We start from the raw sequence: 24,093 nt of genomic DNA on the forward strand, positions 1-24,093 counted from the left end.
GATCAATCAGGGAAAGTGGAACGGCCATGGCGCAGATCACGATCAACGGCATCACGATCGATCCTTCGGCTCCGCACGCGGAACGCGCCGCGCTGTCGCTGGATCATGCGAATGCGAAGGAATCCGACTACATCATCGTGCAGACCGACCAGCCGCTCAACGCCGAGCGCAGAGGGCAGCTCGCCAAGGCCGGCGCCGAGATCCTGGAAGCCGTCCCGGGCAGCGCCGTCATCTGTCACTTTCCGGCGGCCGGGCTCGACAAGGTGCGGAAACTGCCGTTCGTGACATGGGCAGACCTCTACCCGGGCATCGTGAAGATCGCGCCGGCACTGCGCAACCTTGACACCCAACCCGGAGGCGTCGCTGCGGCGCGCGCGCTTGCGGCAAAGCCGGCGGCGCTCGACCGCACCAGCGTGACCGTCGACGTCATGCTCCACCGCAATGTCGGCGTGAAGGCCGCTGCAAAGAAGATCGCGGAAGCGGCGCATGTGCAGCTTGACGACGTCGTTCCGGGCACGGCCAAGGTGCGTGTGACGCTGAAGATGCGCCGTCTTGCCGACGTCGCTGCGCTCGACGAGGTGCGCAGCGTCGAGAAGGTCTTTCCCCGCAAGCTGCTCAACAACATCGCGCGGGGCATTCTTCGCGTTCCCGCGGCGACGCCCAGCAATGGCGGCGAAGGCGCGGGCGAGATCATCGCGATCGCCGATACCGGTTTCGACAAGGGATCGACCACGAACACGCACCCGGCTTTCAAGGGGCGCGTCAAGAAGCTCTACGCGCTCGGCCGGCCTGGGCGCAAAGACGATCCTGATGGTCACGGCACCCATGTTGCGGGTTCCGCCCTCGGCGACGGCGTATCGAAAAGCGACGGCCCGATCCGCGGCACGGCTCCCGGCGCAAAGCTGGTTCTGCAATCCGTGCTCGACAGCGGCGGCAACCTCGGCGGCCTTCCCGACAGCCTCGATGCGCTGTTCGGTCCGCCCTACAAGACCGACAAGGCGCGAATTCATTCCAACTCCTGGGGCAGCGTCGGAAACTTCGGCGTATATGATTCCCAGGCCAACGAGCTCGACACGTTCGTCTACGCGCATCGCGACATGCTGATCTGCTTTGCCGCGGGAAATGAAGGCAGCGACAAGGATGGCAATGGCCAGGTCGACCCCAACTCCGTGACGCCGCCTGGTACGGCCAAGAACTGCCTCACCATCGGCGCATGCGAGAACAATCGCCCCAACGAGCCCATGACCTACGGAGAGGCCTGGCCACGCGATTTTCCGGCCATTCCCATCAACCCCGATCCCGTCGCCAACGATCCCGAAGGGATGGTGGCGTTCAGCAGCCGGGGACCCACGAACGACGATCGCATCAAGCCCGACGTCGTGGCGCCAGGATCTTTCATCCTGTCAACGCGCTCCCGCGTCACGAAATCGAAGGGATGGAAGCTCTCGAAGGACCCGCTCTACATGTTCGAAGGCGGTACCAGCATGGCCACGCCGCTGGTGGCCGGATGCGTCGCGGTGGTCCGGTCGTTCCTGAGGAAGAGCCACGGGCTGAAGTCGCCGAGCGCCGCACTGCTGAAGGCACTCATCATCAACGGAGCTCGTAGCATTGCTGGCCAATACATTCCCTCGGAGGCGGGCTCTGTCGCAAACAACAGTCAGGGTTTCGGCCGAGTCGACGTCCAGGCCGTGGTCGGCCCCCTTGCTGCGAAGGAAGCCTTGCAGTTCTTCGACGAGAAGAAGAAGCTCGACGCAGGCGAACGCGAAGACCGCACGGTCACGATACCGGCGGGAAGCAGCCGCCTGAAGGTCACGCTGGTCTGGACCGATCCGCCCGGCGAAGGCCTGCAAAGCGACCTCGATCTCGTCGTGGTGGCCAACAAGCAGGAACGCCATGGCAACATGCCGGCCGGCTCGAAGGACTTCGACCGCAGGAACAATGTCGAGCAGGTCATCTTCGCGAATCTGCCGGCCGGCGAAGCGGTGATATCGGTCATCGCTCATTCCATCGCCGTCGCGCCGCAGAACTATGCCCTCGTCATCAGGGTGAGCTAGAGCGTCTTCAAGCGAAGTGGCTGCCGGCTCGCGCGAAGAAAACGCGTCAAAACAAGCGCCTTGAGCTTCCGTTCTGATTCACTCAGAACCCAAGCTCCAGGCGCGGCAATCTGTCCCGGAAAGCTCGACCTCTTGTCGAACCTTCCGCGCATGTCTACCTCTCGCGGGTAGTTTTGCTGAGAGGTACTCCGATGCTGGATGCCGCCGTAAAGGCGCTGTCGCAATTGATCTCGCCGCCGATGCGCTCGATCCTGTGGCGATCGATCGGGCTTGCACTGGTGCTGATCGTCGTGCTGGCGATCGGCTTGCAGCGGCTGCTGAGCTGGTTTGCGACCTATGGTGAGGTCTGGCTGGAAGGCCTGCTCGGGCCGAGCTGGCATTCCTCGCTCGAGGTCCTCGCCTGGATCGTCTCGATCACGGCGGGCCTCGGCGTCGTGTTCGGCGGCGTGTTCCTGATGCCTGCGATCACCTCGCTGGTAGCGAGCCTGTTCGTCGACGACGTCGCCGACATCGTCGAGCGCGAGCACTATCCCGCCGAGCGGCCGGGCGCCGCGCTGCCGTTCAGCCAGGCGATCTACGAGGGCGTCAAGACCGCGCTGCTGACGATCGTGGTCTATCTGGTGGCGTTGCCGCTGGTCCTGTTCGCTGGTGCCGGATTCCTGATCTTCTTCGTCGCCGCCGCCTGGCTGCTCGGGCGCGAATATTTCGAGCTCGCCGCGATGCGCTTCCGTTCGCCGGAGGAGGCCAGGGCGATGCGGCGCGACAACGCCGCGACTATCTTCACCGCCGGCCTTTTCATTGCGGCCTTCGTCTCGATCCCGATCGTCAATCTGGCGACGCCGATCTTCGGCATGGCGTTCATGGTCCACATGCACAAGCGCCTGTCGGGGCCGCGGCCCGAGCTGATCGAGCCGGCGCGGCAGATGCGGTGAGGCCTCTCAGTTCACTTGCACCCCGCATTTGCGCAGCAGCATCTTGGCGAAACCGAACGGCGCCGGCGTGAACGGGCCCGGTGGCGCCCGGGTGATCAGCGCGACGACGCCGAGCGCGACCATCGCTAGCCAGAAGCACAGCCAGAAGCCGTCGATATAGGCGAGCACATTGGCCTCGCGCTGCACCAGGCCCGCGAGCGTGCCGACCGCGCGCGCCTGCGCCATGCCGGTGCCGTGGGCCGCGAAGTAATCGGCGAGCTGCTTGAGCCTACCCACCACGTCGGCATTGCCGACCACAAGGTCCTGGCCGAGATAGAAGGAATGGACCTGCTCGCGCACGCGCAGCCACGTTCCCATCAGCGCGATGCCGATCTCCGCGCCGCCGAGCCGCATGATCTGGATGTAGGCGGCAAAGGAGGTGGCGCGGCTCGGATCGGCGTTCGACAGCAGCGTGATGATGATCGGCAGCAGGAGCAGCGACTGCCCGATCGCCTGGAGCAGCACGATGCCGACAAAATCCTCGCGCGCCCAGACATGGCTGAGCTGCGTGCCCCAGAGATTGGCCGCGGCAAAGCAGGCAAAACCCAGCACCACGACGAGCCGCGTATCGAAATGCCGCAGCAGCCAGATCGAGATCGGCACCAGCACGAACATCGGCAGCGCGCCATAGGTGAGCAGCAGCATCCCGCTCTGCTCCGGCCGGAGCAGAACGACATTGCCGAGGAAATTCGGCACCAGCGACGAGTTGGAGAGGCTGGTCAGCGTGTAGAGCAGGATCAAGATCAGCCCCAACCCGACATTGCGCGAGAACAGCACGTTCACATGCGCCCAGGGCTGTCGCACCAGCGACTCGTTGACGAGGAAGCCTGCGAACAGCACCACACCGCTGACGAGCAGCGCCATCACCGTCCCCGAGTTGAGCCAGTCCAGGCGATTGCCCTGGTCGAGGCCGGCATAGATCATCGAGACCGCGGCGCCGAGCAGCAGCATGCCGCCCCAATCGGCCTCGCGCAGCAGCGTGCGGTTCACCGGCTCGCTCGGCGTGCCCAGATAAACCATCAGGCCCATCAAGGGCGCGATCACGACGCTCTGCCAGTACATCCATTGCCAGCCGAGATGGTCGACATAGAAGCCGACCAGGGAGCTCGACGTATCCAGTGCAAAGCCGACCCGGATCGAATAGATCGAGATCGCCGGCACCCACCATCGGATCGGCAGGTTTCGTAACACGATCATGAGCGTCGCAGGCACGAAGGTGCCGAGCAGCAGGCCATGCACGACGCTGAGCGCGAGCAGCGTCGGATAATCGTGCACGAAGGGAATGATCAGCGACACTGCGGCGTAGACCAGGCTCGGGATGCCGAGCACTCGGCGCAGGCCGAACACCGTCGCGAGCCACGCCACCGCCGGCGCAATCAGGATCTGCGAGCCGATGCCGGCGGTCGAAAGCCAGGCGCCCTCGTCGAACGAGAGCGAGAACGCACCGCGCAGGTCCGGCAGGCCGACCGTGGTCAGCCGGCTGTCGAAATTGGCGAGGAACGAGCCGAGCAGCACCGCCGCCACGGCAAACAACGGCTGTGGCGCGATGCCGCCGCGCGAGAGAGGCCCGCGGCCGGCATCGTCATTTTCCGCCATTCGCGGCCTTCGTGTCGATGCTGGTGACGACCGACATGCCCGGCACCAGCCGCGTCAGCAGCGGCTGGTTGTCGTCGAACTGGATGCGCACGGGAATGCGCTGCACGACCTTGGTGAAATTACCGGTCGCATTGTCCGGCGGCAGCAGGGCCACTTGCGCGCCGGTCGCGGGCGCGATGCGCTCGACCTTGCCGCGCAGCTTCTCGCGCGGGAAGCCATCGACGGTGATCTCGACCGGCTGGCCCGGCGCGACATGAGTGAGCTGGGTCTCCTTGTAATTCGCGATCACGTAGACCTTCGGCAGCGGCACCACATTGATGAGGTTGGTGCCGATGTTGACGTAGTCGCCGGGCTGCACCTGGCGCTCGCCGACGACGCCGTCGAACGGCGCGGTGATCCTGGTATAGCCGAGCTTCAGCTTCGCGCTCGCCAGCGTCGCCTTGGCCGCCGCGACATCGGCGGCGCGTTGCTTCTTGGTGCCCTGCAGAACTTCGAGTTGATGCTGCTGCGCGGCGATGACGGCGCGACTGGCACGCACGTCGGCCTGCGCCTTCGCATAGCCCGCGACGGCCTGTTCGAGCCGCTGCCGCGTGCCGGCTTCCGTCTGCGTCAGCGATTTCTGGCGGTCCTGCTCCTGCCGGGCCTCGACTTCCAACGCTTCCGCGGACAGCTGCGCGGCCTGCGCCTGCGCGATGGTCGCATATTGCAGCTCGACCTGGTTGCTCAGATTGTCGAGCACGGCCTGCGCGGCGGCGACAGCGGCCTCGGACTGCGCGACCTGGGCCTGGTAGTCGGCGGGATCGATCTGGATCAGGAGATCGCCGGCCTTGACGCGCTGGAAGTCGGTCACCCCGACGGTCAGCACTTCGCCGGAGACGCGGCTTGCAAGCCGCGTCAGATCGGAGCGCACATAGGCGTCGTTGGTGGTCTGGACCACGGCGTTGCCGACCCATTCGTCGAAGCGCAGCGTCGCCAGTGCCACGAAGGCGAGCGCGACGATCACGGCGAACAAGGGGATCGCGAGCCGGCTCCAGAGCGGGCTCGCCGGCCGCTGCGTCGGCTTCGGCGGCGGAGCCGGGGCCGCGGCCGCGGCCGGCGGTGGCGACGAGACTTGTTCCTGCTGACTCACGACATGCCCCCAAACCCGGCTTGCTTCACATCGCCCCCCGAAACGACGGTGCCACCTCAGACCGTCTTCTCCGGCCACCGGCAGAGATCGTTGATCAGACACACCTCACAGCGCGGCTTGCGGGCGAGGCAAGTATAGCGGCCATGCAGGATCAGCCAATGATGGGCGTGCAACATGAACTCGGCCGGGATCACCTTTTCGAGACCGAGCTCAACTTCGAGTGGCGTCTTGCCGGGCGCGAGCCCGGTGCGGTTGCCGACCCGGAAGACATGCGTGTCGACCGCCATGGTGTGCTCGCCGAAGGCCATGTTGAGCACCACGTTGGCGGTCTTGCGCCCGGCGCCTGGCAGAGATTCGATCCCGGCGCGCGTGCGCGGCACCTCGCCGCCGAATTCGCTGAGCACCTTTGCCGACAGCGCAATCACGTTCCTGGCCTTGGTGCGATAGAGGCCGATGGTCTTGATGTATTCGCGCAAGCGTTCTTCGCCGAGGTCGAGCATCTTCTGCGGCGTGTCGGCGATCTCGAACAAGGCGCGCGTCGCCTTGTTGACCCCGGCATCGGTGGCCTGCGCCGACAGCACCACGGCGACCAGCAGCGTGAACGGATTGACGTGCTCGAGCTCGCCTTTCGGCTCCGGATTGGCTTTGCGGAAACGGCTGAAGACCTCGTGGATCTCGGCCGGCGTCCAAGGTTTGGTAGAATTGGGTCTTGCGGCCTTGAGCGATTTCCTGGCGGGAGCCCTCGGCTTCGCAACTATCGCCTTTGCCTTTTTCTTCGGCACGGACGCTTTGCGCGGGGCCGGCTTGCGGGTGATTTTCGCCATGATCCGGATATACTGACGGACGATGAGCACAGGCAACGAAATTGAGCGCGGGCGATCTGAAAGCGAGACGGAGCCTCAGATCTTCTCCGCGCTCCTGACGCCGCACCGCTCGCTGAACCGCACCGGCTTCCTCGCCGTGATGCTGTTCCTGAGCGTGGTGAGCTTTGCCACCGGCCTCGCCTTCCTGATGATGGGTGCGTGGCCGGTGTTCGGCTTCTTCGGCCTCGACGTGCTGGTGATCTGGTGGGCCTTCAAGGCCAATTTCCGCAGCGCGCGGGCGCGCGAGGAGATTACGGTCACGGCGTCCGAATTGCGCGTGCGGCGCGTCAGTCATCGCGGCCAGGTCGCCGAATGGACGTTCAATCCGCTCTGGGTCCGCCTCGACACGGAAGTCGACGAGGATTTTGGCATCGAGCATCTCTATCTGATCTCGCGCGGCCACCAGATCCAGATCGCCCGGTTCCTCGGTCCAGACGAAAAGGCAAGTTTTTACAAAGGCTTGGTTGAGGCCCTGAACGCTGCCAAGCGCGGCCCGACCTACAACCCGGTCTCCTGACTCCGGATCGGAAATCGGGTGGTTTCGGCCCGGCGCCACGCCTACATTTCCAGTCATGATGACACTCGCCATACATGACCAGCGCCTGGCCAAGCCGGGCTCCCAGAACGCCGCGTTGCGCGATTACGACTCCGTGCGCCGGGCGATCGCATTCATCTCGGAGAACTGGCGCACCCAGCCGGCCATCGAAGCGATGGCGGATGCGGCGGGCGTCACGCCGGATGAGCTGCACCATCTGTTCCGCCGCTGGGCCTCGATCACGCCGAAGGCGTTCATGCAGGCGCTGACGCTCGATCACGCCAAGGGACTGTTGCGGGACTCCGCGAGCATTCTCGATGCCGCGCTCGACTCAGGTCTTTCAGGACCGGGCCGGCTGCACGATCTCTTCGTCACCCATGAAGCGATGTCGCCCGGCGAATGGAAGAACGGCGGCGCGGGTCTCACCTTGCGCTACGGCTTCCATCCCTCGCCCTTCGGCACGGCGATCGTGATCGCCACCGACCGCGGCCTGTCAGGCCTTGCGTTCGCCGATCCCGGTGAGGAGAAGGTCGCGCTCGCCGACATGACGCGGCGATGGCGCAACGCAACTTACGTCGAGGATCACGAAGGCACCGCGCCGCTCGCACAGCGCATCTTCGACACCAAGCTGTGGCGGCCGGACCAGCCGTTGCGCGTCGTCATGATCGGCACCGATTTCGAGGTGCGGGTCTGGGAGACGCTGCTGAAGATCCCCATGGGTCGCGCTGTGTCCTATTCCGACATCGCTTGCAACATCAACAGCCCGAAGGCCTCACGCGCCGTCGGCGCTGCGGTCGGCAAGAACCCGGTCTCGTTCGTCGTGCCTTGCCACCGCGCGCTCGGCAAGAGCGGCACGCTCACCGGCTATCATTGGGGCATCACCCGCAAGCAGGCGATGCTTGGCTGGGAGGCCGGGCAGCTGGGGATGCAGTAGGCCCCGCTTCCGTAGGGTGGGCAAAGGCGCATAGCGCCGTGCCCACCATTCTTCCGCGATCGCTGACACATGGTGGGCACGCTACGCTTTGCCCACCCTACGACTCCGCGCTTGTGGCGAAGCTCAGCCCGCCAGATCCAGCTTCGAGGCCACCGTCGAATCCGCGTTGAGCCGGTAGATGATCGGCACACCGGTCGCGAGTTCGCGCTTCAAAATGCCTTCGGGCGAGAGCTTTTCCAGCACCATGATCAGCGCGCGCAGCGAATTGCCGTGGGCAGCGACCAGCGTGCGCTTGCCGTTGAGCACGCCGGGCAGGATCTCCTGCACGTAATAGGGCAGCGCGCGCGCCAGCGTATCCTTCAGGCTTTCGCCGCCGGGCGGCGGCACGTCGTAGGAGCGGCGCCAGATCAGCACCTGGTCCTCGCCCCATTTCTTGCGGGCGTCGTCCTTGTTGAGGCCGGAGAGATCGCCATAGTCGCGCTCGTTCAGCGCGAGGTCTTTGGAGGTCGGCAGGCCCTTCTGGTCGAGCTCGCCGAGAATGAGATCGAGCGTGTGCTGCGCGCGCGTCAAGACCGAGGTGTAGGCGACGTCGAACACGAGGCCCTGCGCCTTCAGCTTGCGGCCGGCTTCCGTGGCTTCCTTCACGCCGAGCTCGGTGAGATCAGGATCCTTCCAGCCCGTGAACAGGTTCTTCAGATTCCACTCGCTCTGACCGTGGCGCACGAGCACGAGGAGACGTTCGCTCATTGACTGCTTTCCATTCAGGTTATTGTTGAGGAATGATCTTGGCGGAAAGCCGCTTCACATCTTGCGCTGACGCGGCCCTTCGGGTCCGGTTCATGCTCTGGCTCGCTCAGATGTCTGCGAGACCGAGCACGTCGGCCATGGAGTAGTGCCCCGGCTTCTTGCCATGCGCCCACAACGCCGCCTTGAGCGCGCCGTGTGCGAACAGCATGCGGTCTTCGGCGAGATGCGACAGCGTCAGGCGTTCGAACGGACCGAGGAAGGTCACGCTGTGCTCGCCAGCAACGGTGCCGCCGCGCAAGGAGGCAAAGCCGATGTCGCCCGGCTTGCGCGCGCCGGTGATGCCGTCGCGGCCGCGATCCGAATGCTCATCGAGCGAGATGCCGCGGCCGGCGGCAGCGGCCTGGCCCAGCATCAGCGCAGTGCCCGAGGGCGCATCGATCTTCATGCGGTGGTGGGTTTCCACGACCTCGATGTCGAAGCTCTCGTCGAGTGCCTTGGCGACGCGCTTGACCACCGCGGCGAGCAGATTGACGCCCAGGCTCATATTGCCCGACTGCACCACGACCGCACGGTTGGTGACGCTCTTGATCACGGCGTTGTCGGAGGCCGACAGTCCGGTGGTGCCGATGACGTGCACGATGCCGCGCTCGGCCGCGATCGCGACATTGGCGATGGTCGCGGCCGGCACGGTGAAATCCAGGATGCCGTCGGCGTCCTTCGACATCGCCCAGAGGTCGGCCGAGAGTTTGACGCCGTTGGCCGGCAGGCCCGCGAGTACGCCGGCATCCTTGCCGAGCAGCTCCGAGCCGGGCGCCTCCAGGGCTCCCGCCAGCACCGCGCCTTCGGTGTCGGCAATCGCTCGTGCCAGCGCCCGGCCCATCCGGCCGCCTGCCCCAGCAACAATCAAACGCATATCGGACATGGTTCACCCTCTCCACGCCCTATAGCGGGAGCGGGCCGTTCCGGCAACCGATCAGGCCTGCAAAAGGCCCGTGGCGCGGGTCTCCCCGCGCACAGGTGCAACGCTAGAGCATGAGCTCCAGCTCTTTCCTGAGCACGATCTGACCATCGCGCTCGACAACATAAGTGGCCTTGTAGGAGCCGCGTTCCCACCCCCCGGGAGGCCGCTTCTTCCCCGCAAAGAGCATGAATTGCGCCTTGTTGGCCTGAAGTGGTGCAGACCGATTTTCCGCGATGACGTTGTCGAGGGGATCCTTGATGACCAGCCATTGCGCATCGCCCGCCTTCAGCCCGATAGCCCGCACGAACGCGACGATCGCCATCGAACCGGCGGACGGCTTTTGGCTCTCGGCACTGCCGTCCTCGATGAGTTCCATCGTGACCGGCCCCGTCGTAAAGCCCGCATTGAGGATGGCTCGTTCCTGGTACTCGAGTTTCGGGCGGAGGGCAGCAAGCCAGAGCGATTGACCGCCCTCGCAAGACTCGGGACGAACGCCATACGCAAAGGGATCGACGACCGCGCCATTGTGCCTCACGGTGAAATGCAGGTGAGGATACTCCGTGAGGCCGGAGAGTCCGACACGGCCGAGCGGCTGTCCTAGGTCGACCTTGTCTCCAGGCTTGACCAACACACTGCCGGCGGCGAGGTGGCAGTACTGGGTTTCCCACTGCTCCGGATGTTCGATGACGACGCCATTGCCACATTCGGCCTCGCGCACCGCTTCGCGTCCCGATTTTGTGAAAGCGCCGTCCGGCGCGTCATTGCGTGTACGAAGAACGCGACCGCCTGCCGCCGTGCGCACGTCCACGCCGGCCTTTTGCGCTGCCAGTGAGGGCAAACGAAAATCGGTGCCGTTGTGGTCGTCATAAGTCAGCGTGCCGCACTTGTAATCTCGCGCCGACCGCGACGGATCGAGATCCGTGTAATTCTGGATGTAGCAGGTGCGGCCAGGCTCGCAGGCAATCGGAAGCGCCAATTGAATGCTCTGGGCATGTGCAGGGAAGCCGGCCCCGGCCAATGCCAAGGCAGCGAACGCCCGGTAGAGAAAACCTGCGCAGCTCATGCGCCTCGACATCGCGGAGAACCCCGTACTCAGTCAGGCGAATGCTTGCCAGCCGTCCGCAATCTCATCGGACCCTCTTCGTCCAATCGACCGTCGGAGGCCGGCCGGCTCACCCAGTTCTCGCGCCTGCCAGCGCCAAAAGGCGATTGGGTGAGATGATACAGAAGAAAGAACTCCGACTGTCGGTTGATCCCCAGTTTGAGCATGATCCTCTTGGTGTAGGTTCGCACCGTTGCCTCGGTCAGCCCAAGCTCGGCTCCAATATCGCGAGGGCACTGGAATTGAAGAATCCGGGCGACGATTCTTTCCTCAGCCCAGTTCAAGCCGAAGGCAGATGCGATGCAGTGCGCGCCCTGCACGTCATCGAATTGCGGCACGACGATGAGGGCCTGTCCCAGCTTGTCATGCGTTGGAACAGCGCCGATCTTGGCGAAGGCGAATTGCTGACGATCCGTCGAAAGCGGTACCGTAGTGTTGAACCATCCATGAGTCCCGCTCTCGATGAGCACTTTCCCGATTGCCCCCCGCAAGCTCTCGGTCACGGAAGCGCATGAGCCAGCAAGCCTGCCTCCTTCCATCCTGAGCAACTCGCGCTTGGCAAGCAGCACGCGTCCACCACGATTGACTGCGTAAATGTGCAGGCCCTGGTCCACGACGATGGCGGGAAAGGTCAGCTCTTCGAGCCAGAGTTGCGCATCGACCTGCCCCGGCGCTTGCCGGGCAAGTGAATGAGCAGCCTTCCATAACGGGCGCACGGTATGCGCCAAGCCGGGAATCTCCGATGCCGCAAGCGCGGCCGGTCGCCATCCGGCCACGAACACGACCGTGGTTCGCTCATCGGAAGCAAACCTGCCAATGACTGAATGACTCTTTACCGGGGGTTCCGCGCCGATCAACTTGCGGACGAAGGAGGTCCGGGAATTGATCGGCTCGAGCGAGGCGACGTCCTCGGCCGTGCCCTTGCGCGCAAATCGCTCAACCATCGCCGCGCATGACGGATCGGCAGGAGCATCTCCGATCCTGGCTTCTTCCAGCCCGGAGGCGGATAGCATGGCTACGTAGCAGCTCCGGCAGCCGAGCAATTCCGCCATGGCCTTCGCGAAATATTCCATTGCGGCCTGTTGCGGGCGTGGCTCCGGACAAGACCCAGACGGACCGCATCCGTCATTGCCTTGCTTCGAGGCGCGCTCGACGCAATCGGAACGAAAATCATCCTGTGCGGAAGGTAGTGCCTTACTGCACTCATGCACGGTCGCCTCCCTCATAGGCCGGCCCACCCCTTACCAGCGCTTAATTCTCCCTGAACGCACGGTTGATCCGTAACGTCATCGGCTGCAAAAGATATTCCGCAAAGGTTCGTTCCCCCGTCTCGACAAATATCTCGACAGGCATTCCAGGCATCAATGTGGAGATGTAGGAGGCCGTCGGCGCGTTGGGGTCCAGCTCAACCTCGGCCAAATAGGAGCTGTCGCCGGAATGGGTGTCGGTCAGTGCGTCTGCCGCAACGCCGACGACCCTTCCCTCGAGCATCGGCCGGCGGCGAATGTTCAGCGCGTGAACTCGCACACGCGCCATCTGTCCGACATAGACCTCTTCCCGATCGGCAGGCTTCAATGTCGCCTCGATGACAAGCCGATCTTGCATCGGAACGATTTCCAAAAGGGTTTCGCGAGGTCCAAGCACGGCATTGAGGTCCCTGCTGTTGAGGCCGACGATCCTTCCACTTTCCGGGGCACGCAATTCAGACCGGACAAGCTGGGCACGCAACGCGGCAATTCGATGTCTGAGGTCGCCGATCTCCTCGCTCGTCGCATGCCGCTGCTTGGCGATATCCTGATTTTGGTTGAACCCCAGTTGCCTGCGTCTGTCCTGCAACTCCGCGATCTTGCCCTGCATCTCCGAGATTGACGCGGCATTGCGATCGACCTGTCCAGTGGCCTCGGCTTCGGCGCGTTGCAGGGCCAGCAAACGTGGTTTCCGGGCGAGGCCCTTTGCGAGGAGATAGCTCGTGTCGGCGATCTCTTCCCGCAACAGCTTGAGTTGCTGTTCAAGTCCTTGGGTGTTGCTCTGCAGGCCGCGGATGGTGTCCGCGTTTTGCAGCATCTGCTGATCGATCACCTTGCGCTCGTTCTCAATCGCGGCCAGTCGCGCGGCAAATTCGGCCTCCTGGGTTTGAATGGCGATACGTGCGGAGAGACGCGTCGCACTTTCCCGCAATTCGTCCGGAAACCGGATTGACTTCGCGGCGTCCTGCTCCGCCGCCAGCCGGGCCTCCATCGCCAGATCAGCAAAGAACTTCGTTTCGAGGGAACCAAGGCTCCCTTCGATCTGCGCGGTGTCGAGCCGTGCAATGAGTTGACCGGCTTCGACGTGATCGTTCTCCCGGACATAGATCGATTTGATGATTCCGCCTTCCAGATGTTGCACAGCCTTGCGCTTCGAATGGACCTTGATGAATCCTGGTGCCACGACAGCGCCGCGGAGCGGAACCGTGGTTGCCCACAAGCCGAAGCCGCAAAATTGCAGGACGAGCAATACACAGCCCCATGCGATGATCCGTCGCATGTCGGATCGCGGTTGCTCCGTCGGCCAGGTCTTCGACGGACCTGCAACAGGCGCGGACATCGCGGAGGCATGACCGGTTTGCGTCATGGAATGACCCTCCTGCCTGGCAACCTCTGAGGTTCGACATTGCGCGGGAGCCCTGGCGAACCCGGTACCGGTGCCGGCCGCTGGGCGCGAAGAACATCATATGGCGGTCCAAAGGCGATCTGGTTGCCATCCCTCAGCAGCAGCACGGCATCGGCGATGGTCAACAGCCGCGGCCGGTGGGTGACGATCACCGACGCCGCGCCGCGCGCTTTGGCCGATTGAATGGCGGAGCACAACGCTTCTTCGCCGTCCGGGTCGAGATTGGCATTGGGCTCATCCAGCAGGATCAATTTGCGATCGCCGAAGAAGGCGCGTGCAAGGCCAATGCGCTGACGCTGGCCACCGGATAGCCTGCAGCCGTCGCGGCCGATCTCGGTCTGGTAGCCGGCCGGAAGGGACAGGATCATCTCATGCGCCTGCGCGAGCATGGCCGCGGCGACGATGGCCTCGTCCCGTGCGTATTCGTCGAACCCGGCAATGGCTTCGGCCAGCGTTCCATCCAGGAGCTGCACGTCCTGGGGGAGATAGCCGACGAATTGCCCAAGCTGGTCGGGATCCCAGGTATGGAGCGCTGCGTGGTCCAACCGGATCGTACCGCTGGCCGGCCGCTCGAGGCCTGCCATCAAGCGCAGCAATGTGGATTTTCCGGCGCCGGTCGGCCCGATCACGACGACAAGCTCGGACGGCCGGCATTGAAATGATATGCCCGCGAGGATGGGACGCTGCGTCCCGCCAATCCGGAATGTCACCCGTTCGACCTTGAGCATGCCGGCTGGCGGCGGAAGCAATGTCTTCCGCGGACGCGCAAGCACCGGCATCGCGGCGTTGCAGACCTGCGTCCAGGCGTCCTGCGCAGATGCCAGCGCGCGCCAGGCCGAGACCAATCCTTCCATGGGCTGCAATGTGCGCGCTATCAGGATCGAGCTCGCGATCAGACTGCCGGACAGCACCTCGTTCTGGAGCACGAGCCAGGCACCGCATCCGATCGCGGCAATCTGCAGAATGGTCCTGACCATTCGCGCGGCGGCGCTGATCGTGTAGATGCGTTCGCTGGCCCGCACCACCGGAGCCAGGGCTTCGTCATTGAGGCTCATGAACGCGCGGATGGCGCCCCGGGTCCAGCCCATCGCCCGCACCACGCTGGAGTGCCGGACGATTCCATCGAGCAAGGCCTGCGTCTTCAACGCGGCCTGCGAAGCCTGCGCAATTTCCCCGCGCGCGATCCAGTGGCTTGCAACACCCATCGCCAGCAGGACCCCCACCCCGATCAGGGCTATGACGCCATACCAGGGGTGCAGGAAGAACAGGATGAGAATGAACACCGGGAGGAATGGAGCATCTATCAGCGATGTGACCGTTCCGCTCGACAGGAAAGTTCTCAACTCGCGAAGCTTGACCAGATCGTGCTGCCGGCCGTCGCCCGGCGCCGCGCCGGTGATGCTGCCTTCAAGGATGATCGGAGCGAGGCAATGCTCGAACCCGACCGCGAACCGGCTCAACAGGCGGTTACGAAACGTGTCGAAGGCGGCGCTGAAGGCGAGAGCGCCGACGGCGATGACGGTGAGGCCGACAAGCGTCTCGACGCTTCCGCTGCTGAGCACGCGGTCGAACACTTCGATGGAAAAGAAAGGTACGACCAGCAGCAGCAGGTTTACGGACACGCTGAAGCAGACGATCCACACCAATGCGAATCGTCCCGGAATCAAGGCCACCAGCAATCTCTGACCAGATGCTGGGATCACACCACGGTTACGCGAATACATAACTTGCCGGCACTATCACTGACTGAAATGAGGGCGGGGCGGCCTGACAGCCGCCCCGCTACTAGTCGGGACTAGACAACGTCAACGGCCGTATAACCGGCGGCAGTGTTGATTTCGGCGATCGACTCGAACGGTGTCGCGCCGCCCGTGATGCCATCGAGCTGGATGGCGCCGAAGCCGAAATCCAGCACGGTGTTGGTGCCGTCGTCGTCCACTACCACTGTAGCCGGGTCAAAGCCTGGCGGAGCGTCGACAACAACGGCATCGCCATCGGCAAAGCTGAGATCGGTGACTTCATCGTTGCCGAAGTTCGTAGCTGTGTTGTCGCCGAAATTGTGCGTATCGGTACCAGCACCGCCCGTCAGCACATCATCGCCGAGTCCACCGTTGAGGACGTCGGCGCCATTGCCGCCGGACAACTCGTCATCGCCGTTACCGCCGTTCAGGGTGTCATTGCCGGCACCGCCCGACAGGATGTCAGCCCCAGCCCCGCCGTTCAGGACATCGGTGCCGTCGCCGCCATCGAGCGTGTCATCTCCGGCGTCGCCGTCGAGCGTGTCGTTGCCGGTTCCGCCGCTCATTTCGTCATCACCGGCGCCGCCGCTCATGGCATCGTTGCCCGCGCCGCCGGCCATCTCGTCGTCTCCGGCATCGCCGAACATCGTATCGTTACCGGCGCCGCCGTCCATGATGTCGTCGCCCGCGTCGCCGTGCATGGTGTCGTTGCCATCGCCACCGTCGAGTGTATCGGCGCCCAAACCGCCGTTCAGGATGTCGTCACCGGTACCGCCGTTCAGCAGGTCATTGCCAAGTCCGCCGTTCAGCGTGTCGTTGCCGGCATCGCCATTCAGAGTGTCATCTCCGAATCCACCGTTGAGTAGGTCGTTACCGGCGCCGCCATTCAAGACGTCATCGCCGGCGTCGCCGCTCAACGTATCGTCGCCGGCGTCGCCCCACAGGGTGTCGGCACCCGCGCCGCCATGAATGTCATCATTGCCGTCGCCGCCGTGGATGCCGTCGTCGCCGGCGTCACCAAAGAGCTGATCAGCGCCGGTTCCGCCATCGATGGTGTCGTTGCCTTGGTCGCCGTGGATGATGTCGGCGCCGGCATTTCCGTTCAGCGTGTCGTCGCCCGCGCCGCCGTTGATCGTGTCGTCGCCGGCGCCACCGGTGATCGTATCGATACCGGCATTTCCATCAAGGATGTCGTTGCCGGCACCGCCATCGATGGAATCATTGCCCGCGCCGCCGCTTACGTCATCATTGCCGTCCAGGCCAGTAATGGTGTCGTTGCCTTGAAGGCCAAAGATCTGATCGTCTACATTCGTGCCAGGCAACACATCGTCGCCTGCTGTTCCGATGATCAGTGCCATGATCTTCACTCCCTTTGCATGGAAATGCGCGATGCGGGTCGCCTTGCGGCCCGTCACGGACGTCGCAGATTTCGGGTTGGCTTGATGCCCATCACCGATCGATGTGGGCTCCGATCAAGCAACCTTGGATGAAAGGAGAGCGATCCAGCAATCCCCATTTGGGGACAAAAGAATACGGCAAGCTGGTGGACCCAATGACGGCCACAGCCTTCGTCTCAGGCGCGAGCGGCACTCACGCGTTCAAGCGAATGAGTCCGTCAAGGTGATGCAAGACGATGTCGGCGTGAGTGCGAGCGGAAATGTCTACGACGCTCTCCCGATCGCGTGCGATGATCGCACGCGCGTGCTGTCCGCTAGAGCCGGATGACGCTCGCGTCAATCCAGGATCGGCTCTCGCGACGATCCGTCTTCAGGGCTGCGGGCCGTCATAGCCCTCGATGATGATGAGGTCGGCGATGGAGTGCGGCTGGCGCACCTTGATGTTGGCTTGGTATTCCGGCGAGTTGTAGCAGGCGATCGCGGTCTCGTAGTCGAGAAATTCAATCACGACGTTGCGCGAGCGGCTGGCGCCTTCGACGGTGGTGAACTTGCCGGCGCGAACGACGAAGCGGCCACCCCATTTCTTGAAGATCGGACCGTTGGCGACGGCATAAGGCTTGTAGCCCTCGTCACTGCTCACATCCACGCGCCCGATCCAGTAGCCCTTTGCCATTGTTCTTCTCCCTGTTTGTTGATGTCCATCTAAGCATGATCCGACCGGAAAACCGCTGCACGCTTTTTCCGGATCATGCGCTGAGCGCCTGCGCGATTTCGGCCTGGATGGCTTCCGCGATCGCCTTGGGGTCGGTGGCTTCAACCACCGGCCGTCCGACGACGAGATAATCGGCGCCCGCGGCAATTGCGCGGCCCGGCGTCATGATGCGTTTCTGGTCGCCGCTCGCAGAACCCGCCGGCCGGATGCCGGGGGTGACGAGATGCATCTGGTGGCCGACGATCTTGCGCAAGGCGCCGACCTCCTCGGGCGAGGACACCAGCCCGTCGACGCCGAGCACCTGCGCCTGCTGCGCGCGCGCTTCGACCAGCTCGGCGACGCCGAGCCGATAGCCGGCCGCGTGCAGATCGTCGTCGTTGTAGGACGTCAGCACCGTGACGGCGAGAATCTTCAGGCTCGCGCTGCCGCGGCCTTCGACCGCGCCCTTCATGGTCTGCGGATAGGCGTGCACGGTGACGAAGGTTGCACCCAGCCTGGCCACGCTCTCCACACCACGCGTGACGGTGTTGCCGATGTCGTGCATCTTGAGATCGGCGAACACCTTCTTGCCCTTGTCGGCGAGCTTGCCGATCAGCGGCAGGCCGCCGGCATAGGCGAGCTGATAGCCGATCTTGTAGAAGGTGACGCTGTCGCCGAGCCTTGCGATCATCGCCTCCGCGGCGTCAACGCTGGGAAGGTCGAGCGCTACGATCAGGCGGTCCTTCGGGGCGATCTCGGCTGGCGTCATGTCACCTCACATCATGCGTTGGGAAATGTCGATCAATTGCCGCGCCAGCTCCTTCAACGCGGCGATGTCGCCCTCGTTCTTCAGCCTGTCCATATCGTCATAGGCCTGGTCGGCAAAGGCGAGCGTGAGCTGGCTGGCAATCACATTGGCGTGGCAGGAGGTCAGGATCAGCCGCAGCGCCTGGAGCGCACGGGCCGCACCGAGCCGGCTCTGCGAGGCGCCGGCGAGCGCGAAGGCGCGGTTGCGAAACACGTCGCCGCGCGTCTCGTGCAGCTCATGTACGCGGCTGACCCAGTCGATCGCGTTCTTCAGCAGCGGCGGCACCGAGGCGTTGTATTCGGGCGAAACGATCAGCACGCCATGATGCGCGCCGATCATGCGCTTGAGATTGATCGCGTGCTTGGGCACGCCCGACTTGGCCTGGAGATCGCCGTCATAGATCGGCAGCGGAAAATCGGCGAGCGAGATGCGGGTGACGTCGACACCGGCCTGGGCGAATTCATAGGCGGCGACCGCCGCCAGCTTCGCATTGTGCGAGCCGGTGCGCAGCGAGCCGGGAATGATCAGGATTTTGGGTGCGGACATCCACTTCCATGCGTTCGGCGAAACGAGTCCGCCGCGCAAAGGGGAATGCCGGCGGAATTAGTCCTTGCGATACACCCAGACGCGGGCCGGCGGAAGGTTCATCCAGATCCGCTCCGAGGCCTCTGTGGACACGCCGGGCAGCGATTTCGGGATCGGCGGCACCACCGCATAGGTGAACTGCACGAAGGGCGCACCCGGGGTCAGCGCCGCGAAGGCGTCGCGGACCAGCCGGAGCCGCGTCAGCATCGGTTTTGTCACGAGCGGCAGGCCGGAGACGACGGCGGAGGCCGGTGCGCTGAGCACGTTCCAGAGCGTATCGCGCAGGCGATAGGCATCGCCCTGCACCACCTTGGCTTGCGGATAACGGTCGCGCAGCAAGGCGCAGAAGCCGGGATTGTATTCGACGAGGACGAGGCGCTTCTGGTCGACGCCGCGCTCGACCAGGGCCGAGGTGATGGCGCCGGTGCCGGGCCCGAGCTCGACCACAGGCGCGTCCGAATTGACGTCGACGTAGTGCGCCATGGTCCGGGCCAAAAGCTTGCCCGAAGGCATCACTGCACCCATGTGCAGCGGCTTTTCGATCCACGACCTTAGAAAGCGCACCTCGTCGTCGAGACGGGGCTTCTTCAACGCACGCGCGGACGATGGCAATGGCATGTCGGGACCGGACGGGACCGCGGGACCGCGGCGTGTCAGAAAATGGTCATAAACAGGTATAGGCCGAAGGCGATACGGTCAAGACGAGTCAGGTTGCCCGATTACTGAATAGATCCTTGACCTTGGCGAAGAAGCCGACCGATTCCGGCTGGGTATTGCCGGAGGAGAGCTTTTCGAATTCCGCCAGCAATTCCTGCTGCTTCTTGGTGAGATTCTGCGGGGTCTCGACGGCAACCTGAACGTACATGTCGCCCATCTGGCGCGAGCGCAGCACCGGCATGCCTTTTGATGCAATGCGGAATCGGCGGCCCGACTGGGTTCCGGCCGGCACCTTCACCTTGGTTTTGCCGCTGTCGATGGTCGGCACCTCGAATTCGCCGCCGAGGGCGGCCGTCACCATCGAGATCGGCACCCGGCAGTGCAAATCGGCGCCGTCGCGCTGGAAAAGCTGGTGCTGGGCCAGCGACAGGAAGATGTAGAGGTCGCCGGGCGGGCCGCCGCGAACCCCGGCCTCGCCTTCGCCGGCGAGCCTGATCCGGGTGCCGTCCTCGACCCCCGGCGGAATGTTGACCGACAGCGTTCGCTCGCGGGTGACCCGGCCCTGGCCGGAGCAGGACGGGCAGGCATCCTCGATCATCTGGCCGCGGCCCTGGCAGCTCGGACAGGTGCGCTCCAGCGTGAAGAAGCCCTGCGACTGCCGCACGCGACCGGCGCCGCCGCAGCTCGAGCAGGTCTTCGGCTTGGTGCCGGCCTTGGCGCCGATGCCCGAGCAGGCCTCGCAGGTGACCGAGACCGGAATCTCGATCTGCGCGGTTTTGCCGCCAAAGGCTTCCTCGAGCGTGATTTCCATGTTGTAGCGCAGGTCGGCGCCACGTTCGCGGCCGCCACGGCCGCGCTGCCCGGCCATGCCGAACAGGTCTTCGAAGATGTCGGAGAAGGAGGAGGCGAAGCCCGCGCCGAAACCGGCGCCGCCGCCGCCCTGCTCGAAGGCCGCATGGCCGAAGCGGTCATAGGCCGCGCGCTTGTCCTTGTCCTTGAGGACCTCGTAGGCCTCGTTGATTTCCTTGAACTTGACTTCGCTGGTGTCGTCCCCGGGATTGCGGTCCGGGTGGAATTTCATCGCAAGCTTGCGGAAGGACGATTTCAGGACGGAATCGTCGGCAGTGCGTTCGACTTCGAGCGTTTCGTAATAGCAGCGCTTGGTGGACGTGGACATGTTGAACTCGGTCTATCCAATCGCGATTCAAGTCGGAGCGGAACAACGTCGCCAGGAGACGATATAGGCAGCCCTTTGCTTCGCGGCAGAGGGCGGCACGGCGACGTTCATCATAACGGCTGGGAATTGATCGATCGTAACGGGGACACGCCCCGCCGAGCCCGACACGACGGCCTCCCCCGTGAGGGGGGAGGCCGGTAGCGCGTGTGGGGTCCAAGCCGTCCGCATCATCACCCTCTTGGGGATCAGGCGGACTTCTTGTTGTTCTTGTCGTCGTCGACTTCGGTGAATTCCGCGTCGACGACGTCGTCCTTGGCCGCATCCTTCTTGGCGTCGGCCTCGGCCTGCTGCTTGTACATGGCCTCGCCGAGCTTCATCGAAGCCTGGGCCAGCGTCTGGGTCTTGGCCTTGATCGCCTCGGCATCGTCGCCCTTCAGCGCTTCCTTGAGGTCGCTGACGGCATCCTCGATGGCGCGGCGCTCGGGCTCGCCGACCTTCGAACCGTGCTCGGCCAGAGCCTTCTCGGTCGAATGCACCAGGCCATCCGCCTCGTTCTTGGCGGTGACGGCCTCGCGGCGCTTCTTGTCCGCCTCGGCGTTGGCCTCGGCGTCCTTGACCATCTTCTCGATGTCGGCTTCCGACAGGCCGCCGGAGGCCTGGATGCGGATCTGCTGCTCCTTGGCCGTGGCCTTGTCCTTGGCCGAGACGTTGACGATGCCGTTGGCGTCGATGTCGAACGTCACCTCGATCTGCGGCATGCCGCGCGGGGCCGGCGGAATGCCCATCAGGTCGAACTGGCCGAGCATCTTGTTGTCGGCCGCCATTTCACGCTCGCCCTGGAAGACGCGGATGGTGACCGCGTTCTGGTTGTCCTCGGCGGTCGAGAACACCTGGCTCTTCTTGGTCGGGATCGTGGTGTTGCGGTCGATGATGCGGGTGAACACGCCGCCCAGCGTCTCGATGCCCAGCGACAGCGGGGTCACGTCGAGCAGCAGCACGTCCTTGACGTCGCCCTGGAGCACGCCGGCCTGGATCGCGGCACCGATCGCCACGACTTCGTCCGGGTTGACGCCCTTGTGCGGCTCCTTGCCGAACAGCTGCTTCACGACTTCCTGGACCTTCGGCATGCGCGACATGCCGCCGACCAGAACGACTTCGCCGATCTCACCGGCGGTGACGCCGGCGTCCTTCAGCGCCTTGCGGCAGGGCTCGACCGTCTTCTGGACGAGGTCGTCGACCAGCGCCTCGAACTTGGCGCGAGTGAGCTTCATCGTCAGATGCTTGGGGCCGGTCTGGTCCGCGGTGATGAAGGGCAGGTTGATCTCGGTCTGCGTCGTCGACGACAGCTCGATCTTGGCCTTTTCAGCGGCTTCCTTCAGGCGCTGCAACGCGAGCTTGTCGTTGCGCAGGTTGATGCCCTGCTCCTTCTGGAACTCGTCGGCCAGATAACCCACGAGGCGCATGTCGAAGTCTTCGCCGCCGAGGAAGGTGTCGCCGTTGGTCGACTTCACCTCGAACACGCCGTCGCCGATTTCGAGAATGGAGATATCGAACGTGCCGCCGCCGAGATCGTACACGGCGATCGTGCCGGTCTTGGTCTTGTCCAGACCATAGGCGAGCGCGGCCGCGGTCGGCTCGTTGATGATGCGCAGCACTTCAAGGCCCGCGATCTTGCCGGCGTCCTTGGTCGCCTGGCGCTGGGCGTCGTTGAAGTAAGCGGGAACGGTGATGACGGCCTGGTCGACCTTCTGGCCGAGATGGGCTTCCGCGGTCTCCTTCATCTTCTGCAGGATGAACGCAGACACCTGCGAGGGCGAGTAGGTCTGGCCGTCGGCCTCGACCCAGGCGTCGCCGTTGGAAGCCTTCACGATCTTGTACGGAACGAGCTTCTTGTCCTTCTCGACCATCGGGTCGTCGTAGCGGCGGCCGATGAGGCGCTTCACTGCGAAGAACGTACGCTCGGGATTGGTAACGGCCTGGCGCTTGGCAGGCTGGCCGACGAGGCGCTCACCGTCGTCCGTCACGGCGACGATCGAAGGCGTCGTGCGCATGCCTTCGGAATTCTCGATGACTTTGGCGTTCTTGCCATCCATCACGGCGACGCACGAATTCGTGGTGCCGAGGTCGATCCCAATGACCTTTCCCATGGTCCTGATATCCTTGTTTTTGCGGCAGGTTGGCTGGGCCCAAGAGGCACCCGCTCCAAACCCCCTAAGATCAAACATCCGCGATATTGCGATGGTTGACGCTCATATAGGAGGGGGGGAGGGGCCCGCAAGGACCGAACGCAAGTTTCGGCCATGAAAACATTGGGTTTTGGAAGATCATATCCGGGCTCAACCGCCCTTGCGGGTGAGGAATTATTAACAGGTTCAGGCGTCAGCCGGCCCCCGCCACCGTGATCTGCCCCGCCCTGTTACCGGCGGGCCAAACCCGTTAAAAGGCGGGCGGCCGGACCGCCGCCATCAAGGCGGCTTTGCGCGACAAAGCGGCCCAATGGCCGACCATCGAACGGCCTCAATGTGAACCAATCAGAGTGCCCATGAAGCTCATTCGCCCCCTCGCAGCGCTCGCCGTCCTCGTCGCCACGGCGCTTCCGGCCCTTGCGGCCGATGCCGTTTTCCCGCCCGGCTTGCGCCTCGGCATGGTGCCGCTGGTCGGCCTGAGCACGGCCAAGACGTTTCCGGGCTTCGAGAGCGAGGATGGCAACGTCAAGGTGCTGATCACCGAGCTGCCGCCGGCGGCCTATGGCGAGGTCGTGAGCGCCTTCAATTCCAATCCCGCCGGCACCCCCGGCGTCAAGCAGGACAAGCTCGAGACCCCCGCGGGTCTTGCCTATTTCACCACGGAAAGCGGCAAGGCCGGCGAGACGCCGGTGAAGCGCTACTCGATGATCGTGCCGGGCGCCGGCTTCTCCGGCTATGTCGCGGTGCAGATCCCGGAGAACGCGACCAAGATCTACACCGACGAGGCGGTGCGGCAGATGTTTGCGAGCGCCGTCACCCGCAAGCAGGTCTCGGCCGAAGAGCAGATCGGGCTGATGCCGTTCAAGATCACCGATCTCGCCGACTTCAAGGACATCCGCACCCTGGCGCCGGGCTCCAGCATCATCCTGGCCGACGGCAATGAGAGCTCGGGCTATGAATCCAAGCCGTTCATGATCCTCGGCCTGATCGGCGCCACCCCGCAGCAGGCCGACGACCGCGCCCGCTTCGCCCAGGAGGCCGCGCTCCAGATCCCCGGCGTGCGCGAGTCGCGCGTCACCATGTCCGAGCCGATCCGCATCAACGGCCAGCAGGGTTTCGAGACCCGGATCGACGGCGTCAGCGGCAAGGACAAGACGCCCGTGACCGTGGTGCAGTGGATCCGCTTCTCGAGCGGCGGCGCCTCGCTGCGCATCATCGCCAGCGCCCCGCGCGACCAGTGGTCGGCCGCCTTCACCCGCTTCCGCGCCGTGCGCGACGGCATCCAGCCCAAGGGTTAGTCTCAAGGGTT

21 protein-coding genes are annotated in these 24,093 nt (G+C 64.2%); 5 read left to right on the forward strand and 16 right to left on the reverse strand.

From position 1 onward, the window contains the following. Positions 1-26 precede the first annotated feature (26 nt). The gene (locus IVB46_RS31885) at positions 27-2,054 is read left to right on the forward strand and encodes a S8 family serine peptidase (protein ID WP_247306323.1); all 2,028 of its coding nucleotides are present in this window, start codon (positions 27-29) and stop codon (positions 2,052-2,054) included. Between the two features lie 191 nt (positions 2,055-2,245). Next, positions 2,246-2,986, forward strand: a complete 741-nt coding sequence (locus tag IVB46_RS31890) for a sulfate transporter family protein (RefSeq protein WP_247306327.1) — start codon at positions 2,246-2,248, stop codon at positions 2,984-2,986. 6 nt (positions 2,987-2,992) lie between these two features. Here IVB46_RS31890 and IVB46_RS31895 read toward each other — a convergent pair whose 3' ends face one another. The 3 genes from IVB46_RS31895 to nth are packed head-to-tail and all read right to left on the reverse strand — an operon-like array spanning position 2,993 to position 6,574. Next, positions 2,993-4,621 (reverse strand): MFS transporter, encoded by a 1,629-nt coding sequence (locus tag IVB46_RS31895; protein ID WP_247306330.1) that lies wholly within the window; start codon positions 4,619-4,621, stop codon positions 2,993-2,995. Next, a complete protein-coding gene (locus IVB46_RS31900) occupies positions 4,608-5,750 on the reverse strand; it encodes an HlyD family secretion protein (RefSeq protein ID WP_247306336.1) in 1,143 nt (380 codons plus the stop codon). Before IVB46_RS31900 ends, IVB46_RS31895 begins: the two co-directional genes overlap by 14 nt. Positions 5,751-5,806: 56 nt before the next feature. Next, positions 5,807-6,574: an endonuclease III gene (nth, locus tag IVB46_RS31905; protein ID WP_247306353.1), complete on the reverse strand. Its 768-nt coding sequence runs from the start codon at positions 6,572-6,574 to the stop codon at positions 5,807-5,809. A 22-nt stretch (positions 6,575-6,596) separates the two neighbouring features. On the opposite strand from nth, the gene IVB46_RS31910 reads away from it, so the two are divergent. Both IVB46_RS31910 and IVB46_RS31915 read left to right on the forward strand, forming a co-directional pair. Further along, positions 6,597-7,130, forward strand: coding sequence for a DUF2244 domain-containing protein (locus tag IVB46_RS31910; protein WP_247306355.1), 534 nt, complete (start codon positions 6,597-6,599; stop codon positions 7,128-7,130). Positions 7,131-7,185: 55 nt separating this feature from the next. Beyond that, entirely contained in the window at positions 7,186-8,082 is an 897-nt protein-coding gene (locus tag IVB46_RS31915; RefSeq protein WP_247306358.1) for a bifunctional helix-turn-helix domain-containing protein/methylated-DNA--[protein]-cysteine S-methyltransferase, read from the forward strand. A 123-nt stretch (positions 8,083-8,205) separates the two neighbouring features. Here the strand turns inward: IVB46_RS31915 and IVB46_RS31920 are convergent, their stop codons facing one another. The 13 genes from IVB46_RS31920 to dnaK form a co-directional block, all read right to left on the reverse strand. Beyond that, positions 8,206-8,829, reverse strand: coding sequence for a 2,3-bisphosphoglycerate-dependent phosphoglycerate mutase (locus tag IVB46_RS31920; RefSeq protein WP_014490847.1), 624 nt, complete (start codon positions 8,827-8,829; stop codon positions 8,206-8,208). Between the two features lie 106 nt (positions 8,830-8,935). Next, complete coding sequence (gene dapB / locus IVB46_RS31925; RefSeq protein WP_028148808.1) at positions 8,936-9,751, reverse strand: 4-hydroxy-tetrahydrodipicolinate reductase; 816 nt, start codon at positions 9,749-9,751, stop codon at positions 8,936-8,938. 103 nt (positions 9,752-9,854) lie between these two features. Then, on the reverse strand, positions 9,855-10,853 hold the full coding sequence (locus IVB46_RS31930) for a M23 family metallopeptidase (protein WP_247306361.1): 999 nt from the start codon (positions 10,851-10,853) through the stop codon (positions 9,855-9,857). A gap of 29 nt (positions 10,854-10,882) precedes the next feature. Continuing rightward, positions 10,883-11,965, reverse strand: a complete 1,083-nt coding sequence (locus IVB46_RS31935; RefSeq protein WP_085404978.1) for a helix-turn-helix transcriptional regulator — start codon at positions 11,963-11,965, stop codon at positions 10,883-10,885. 178 nt (positions 11,966-12,143) lie between these two features. After that, the gene (locus tag IVB46_RS31940) at positions 12,144-13,505 is read right to left on the reverse strand and encodes an HlyD family type I secretion periplasmic adaptor subunit (protein WP_085404977.1); all 1,362 of its coding nucleotides are present in this window, start codon (positions 13,503-13,505) and stop codon (positions 12,144-12,146) included. Continuing rightward, the gene (locus IVB46_RS31945) at positions 13,502-15,217 is read right to left on the reverse strand and encodes a type I secretion system permease/ATPase (protein ID WP_247344247.1); all 1,716 of its coding nucleotides are present in this window, start codon (positions 15,215-15,217) and stop codon (positions 13,502-13,504) included. Before IVB46_RS31945 ends, IVB46_RS31940 begins: the two co-directional genes overlap by 4 nt. A gap of 122 nt (positions 15,218-15,339) precedes the next feature. Then, positions 15,340-16,641, reverse strand: coding sequence for a calcium-binding protein (locus tag IVB46_RS31950; protein ID WP_247306365.1), 1,302 nt, complete (start codon positions 16,639-16,641; stop codon positions 15,340-15,342). Between the two features lie 409 nt (positions 16,642-17,050). Continuing rightward, complete coding sequence (locus tag IVB46_RS31955; RefSeq protein WP_247306367.1) at positions 17,051-17,353, reverse strand: DUF1330 domain-containing protein; 303 nt, start codon at positions 17,351-17,353, stop codon at positions 17,051-17,053. 73 nt (positions 17,354-17,426) lie between these two features. Then, the gene (gene pyrF / locus IVB46_RS31960; RefSeq protein ID WP_247306370.1) at positions 17,427-18,140 is read right to left on the reverse strand and encodes an orotidine-5'-phosphate decarboxylase; all 714 of its coding nucleotides are present in this window, start codon (positions 18,138-18,140) and stop codon (positions 17,427-17,429) included. Positions 18,141-18,146: 6 nt separating this feature from the next. After that, positions 18,147-18,725: an NAD(P)H-dependent oxidoreductase gene (locus tag IVB46_RS31965; RefSeq protein WP_247306373.1), complete on the reverse strand. Its 579-nt coding sequence runs from the start codon at positions 18,723-18,725 to the stop codon at positions 18,147-18,149. A 57-nt stretch (positions 18,726-18,782) separates the two neighbouring features. After that, positions 18,783-19,382 (reverse strand): rRNA adenine N-6-methyltransferase family protein, encoded by a 600-nt coding sequence (locus tag IVB46_RS31970; protein WP_028148799.1) that lies wholly within the window; start codon positions 19,380-19,382, stop codon positions 18,783-18,785. 88 nt (positions 19,383-19,470) lie between these two features. Continuing rightward, positions 19,471-20,598, reverse strand: coding sequence for a molecular chaperone DnaJ (gene dnaJ, locus IVB46_RS31975; RefSeq protein ID WP_063980245.1), 1,128 nt, complete (start codon positions 20,596-20,598; stop codon positions 19,471-19,473). A 245-nt stretch (positions 20,599-20,843) separates the two neighbouring features. Next, on the reverse strand, positions 20,844-22,745 hold the full coding sequence (gene dnaK, locus IVB46_RS31980; RefSeq protein WP_071908809.1) for a molecular chaperone DnaK: 1,902 nt from the start codon (positions 22,743-22,745) through the stop codon (positions 20,844-20,846). A 395-nt stretch (positions 22,746-23,140) separates the two neighbouring features. Between dnaK and IVB46_RS31985 the strand changes: the two genes are divergently transcribed. Then, positions 23,141-24,082: a hypothetical protein gene (locus IVB46_RS31985; protein WP_071908807.1), complete on the forward strand. Its 942-nt coding sequence runs from the start codon at positions 23,141-23,143 to the stop codon at positions 24,080-24,082. Positions 24,083-24,093 lie beyond the last annotated feature (11 nt).

Source organism: Bradyrhizobium sp. 61 (assembly GCF_023073075.1).
Classification (GTDB): Bacteria; Pseudomonadota; Alphaproteobacteria; order Rhizobiales; family Xanthobacteraceae; genus Bradyrhizobium; species Bradyrhizobium barranii.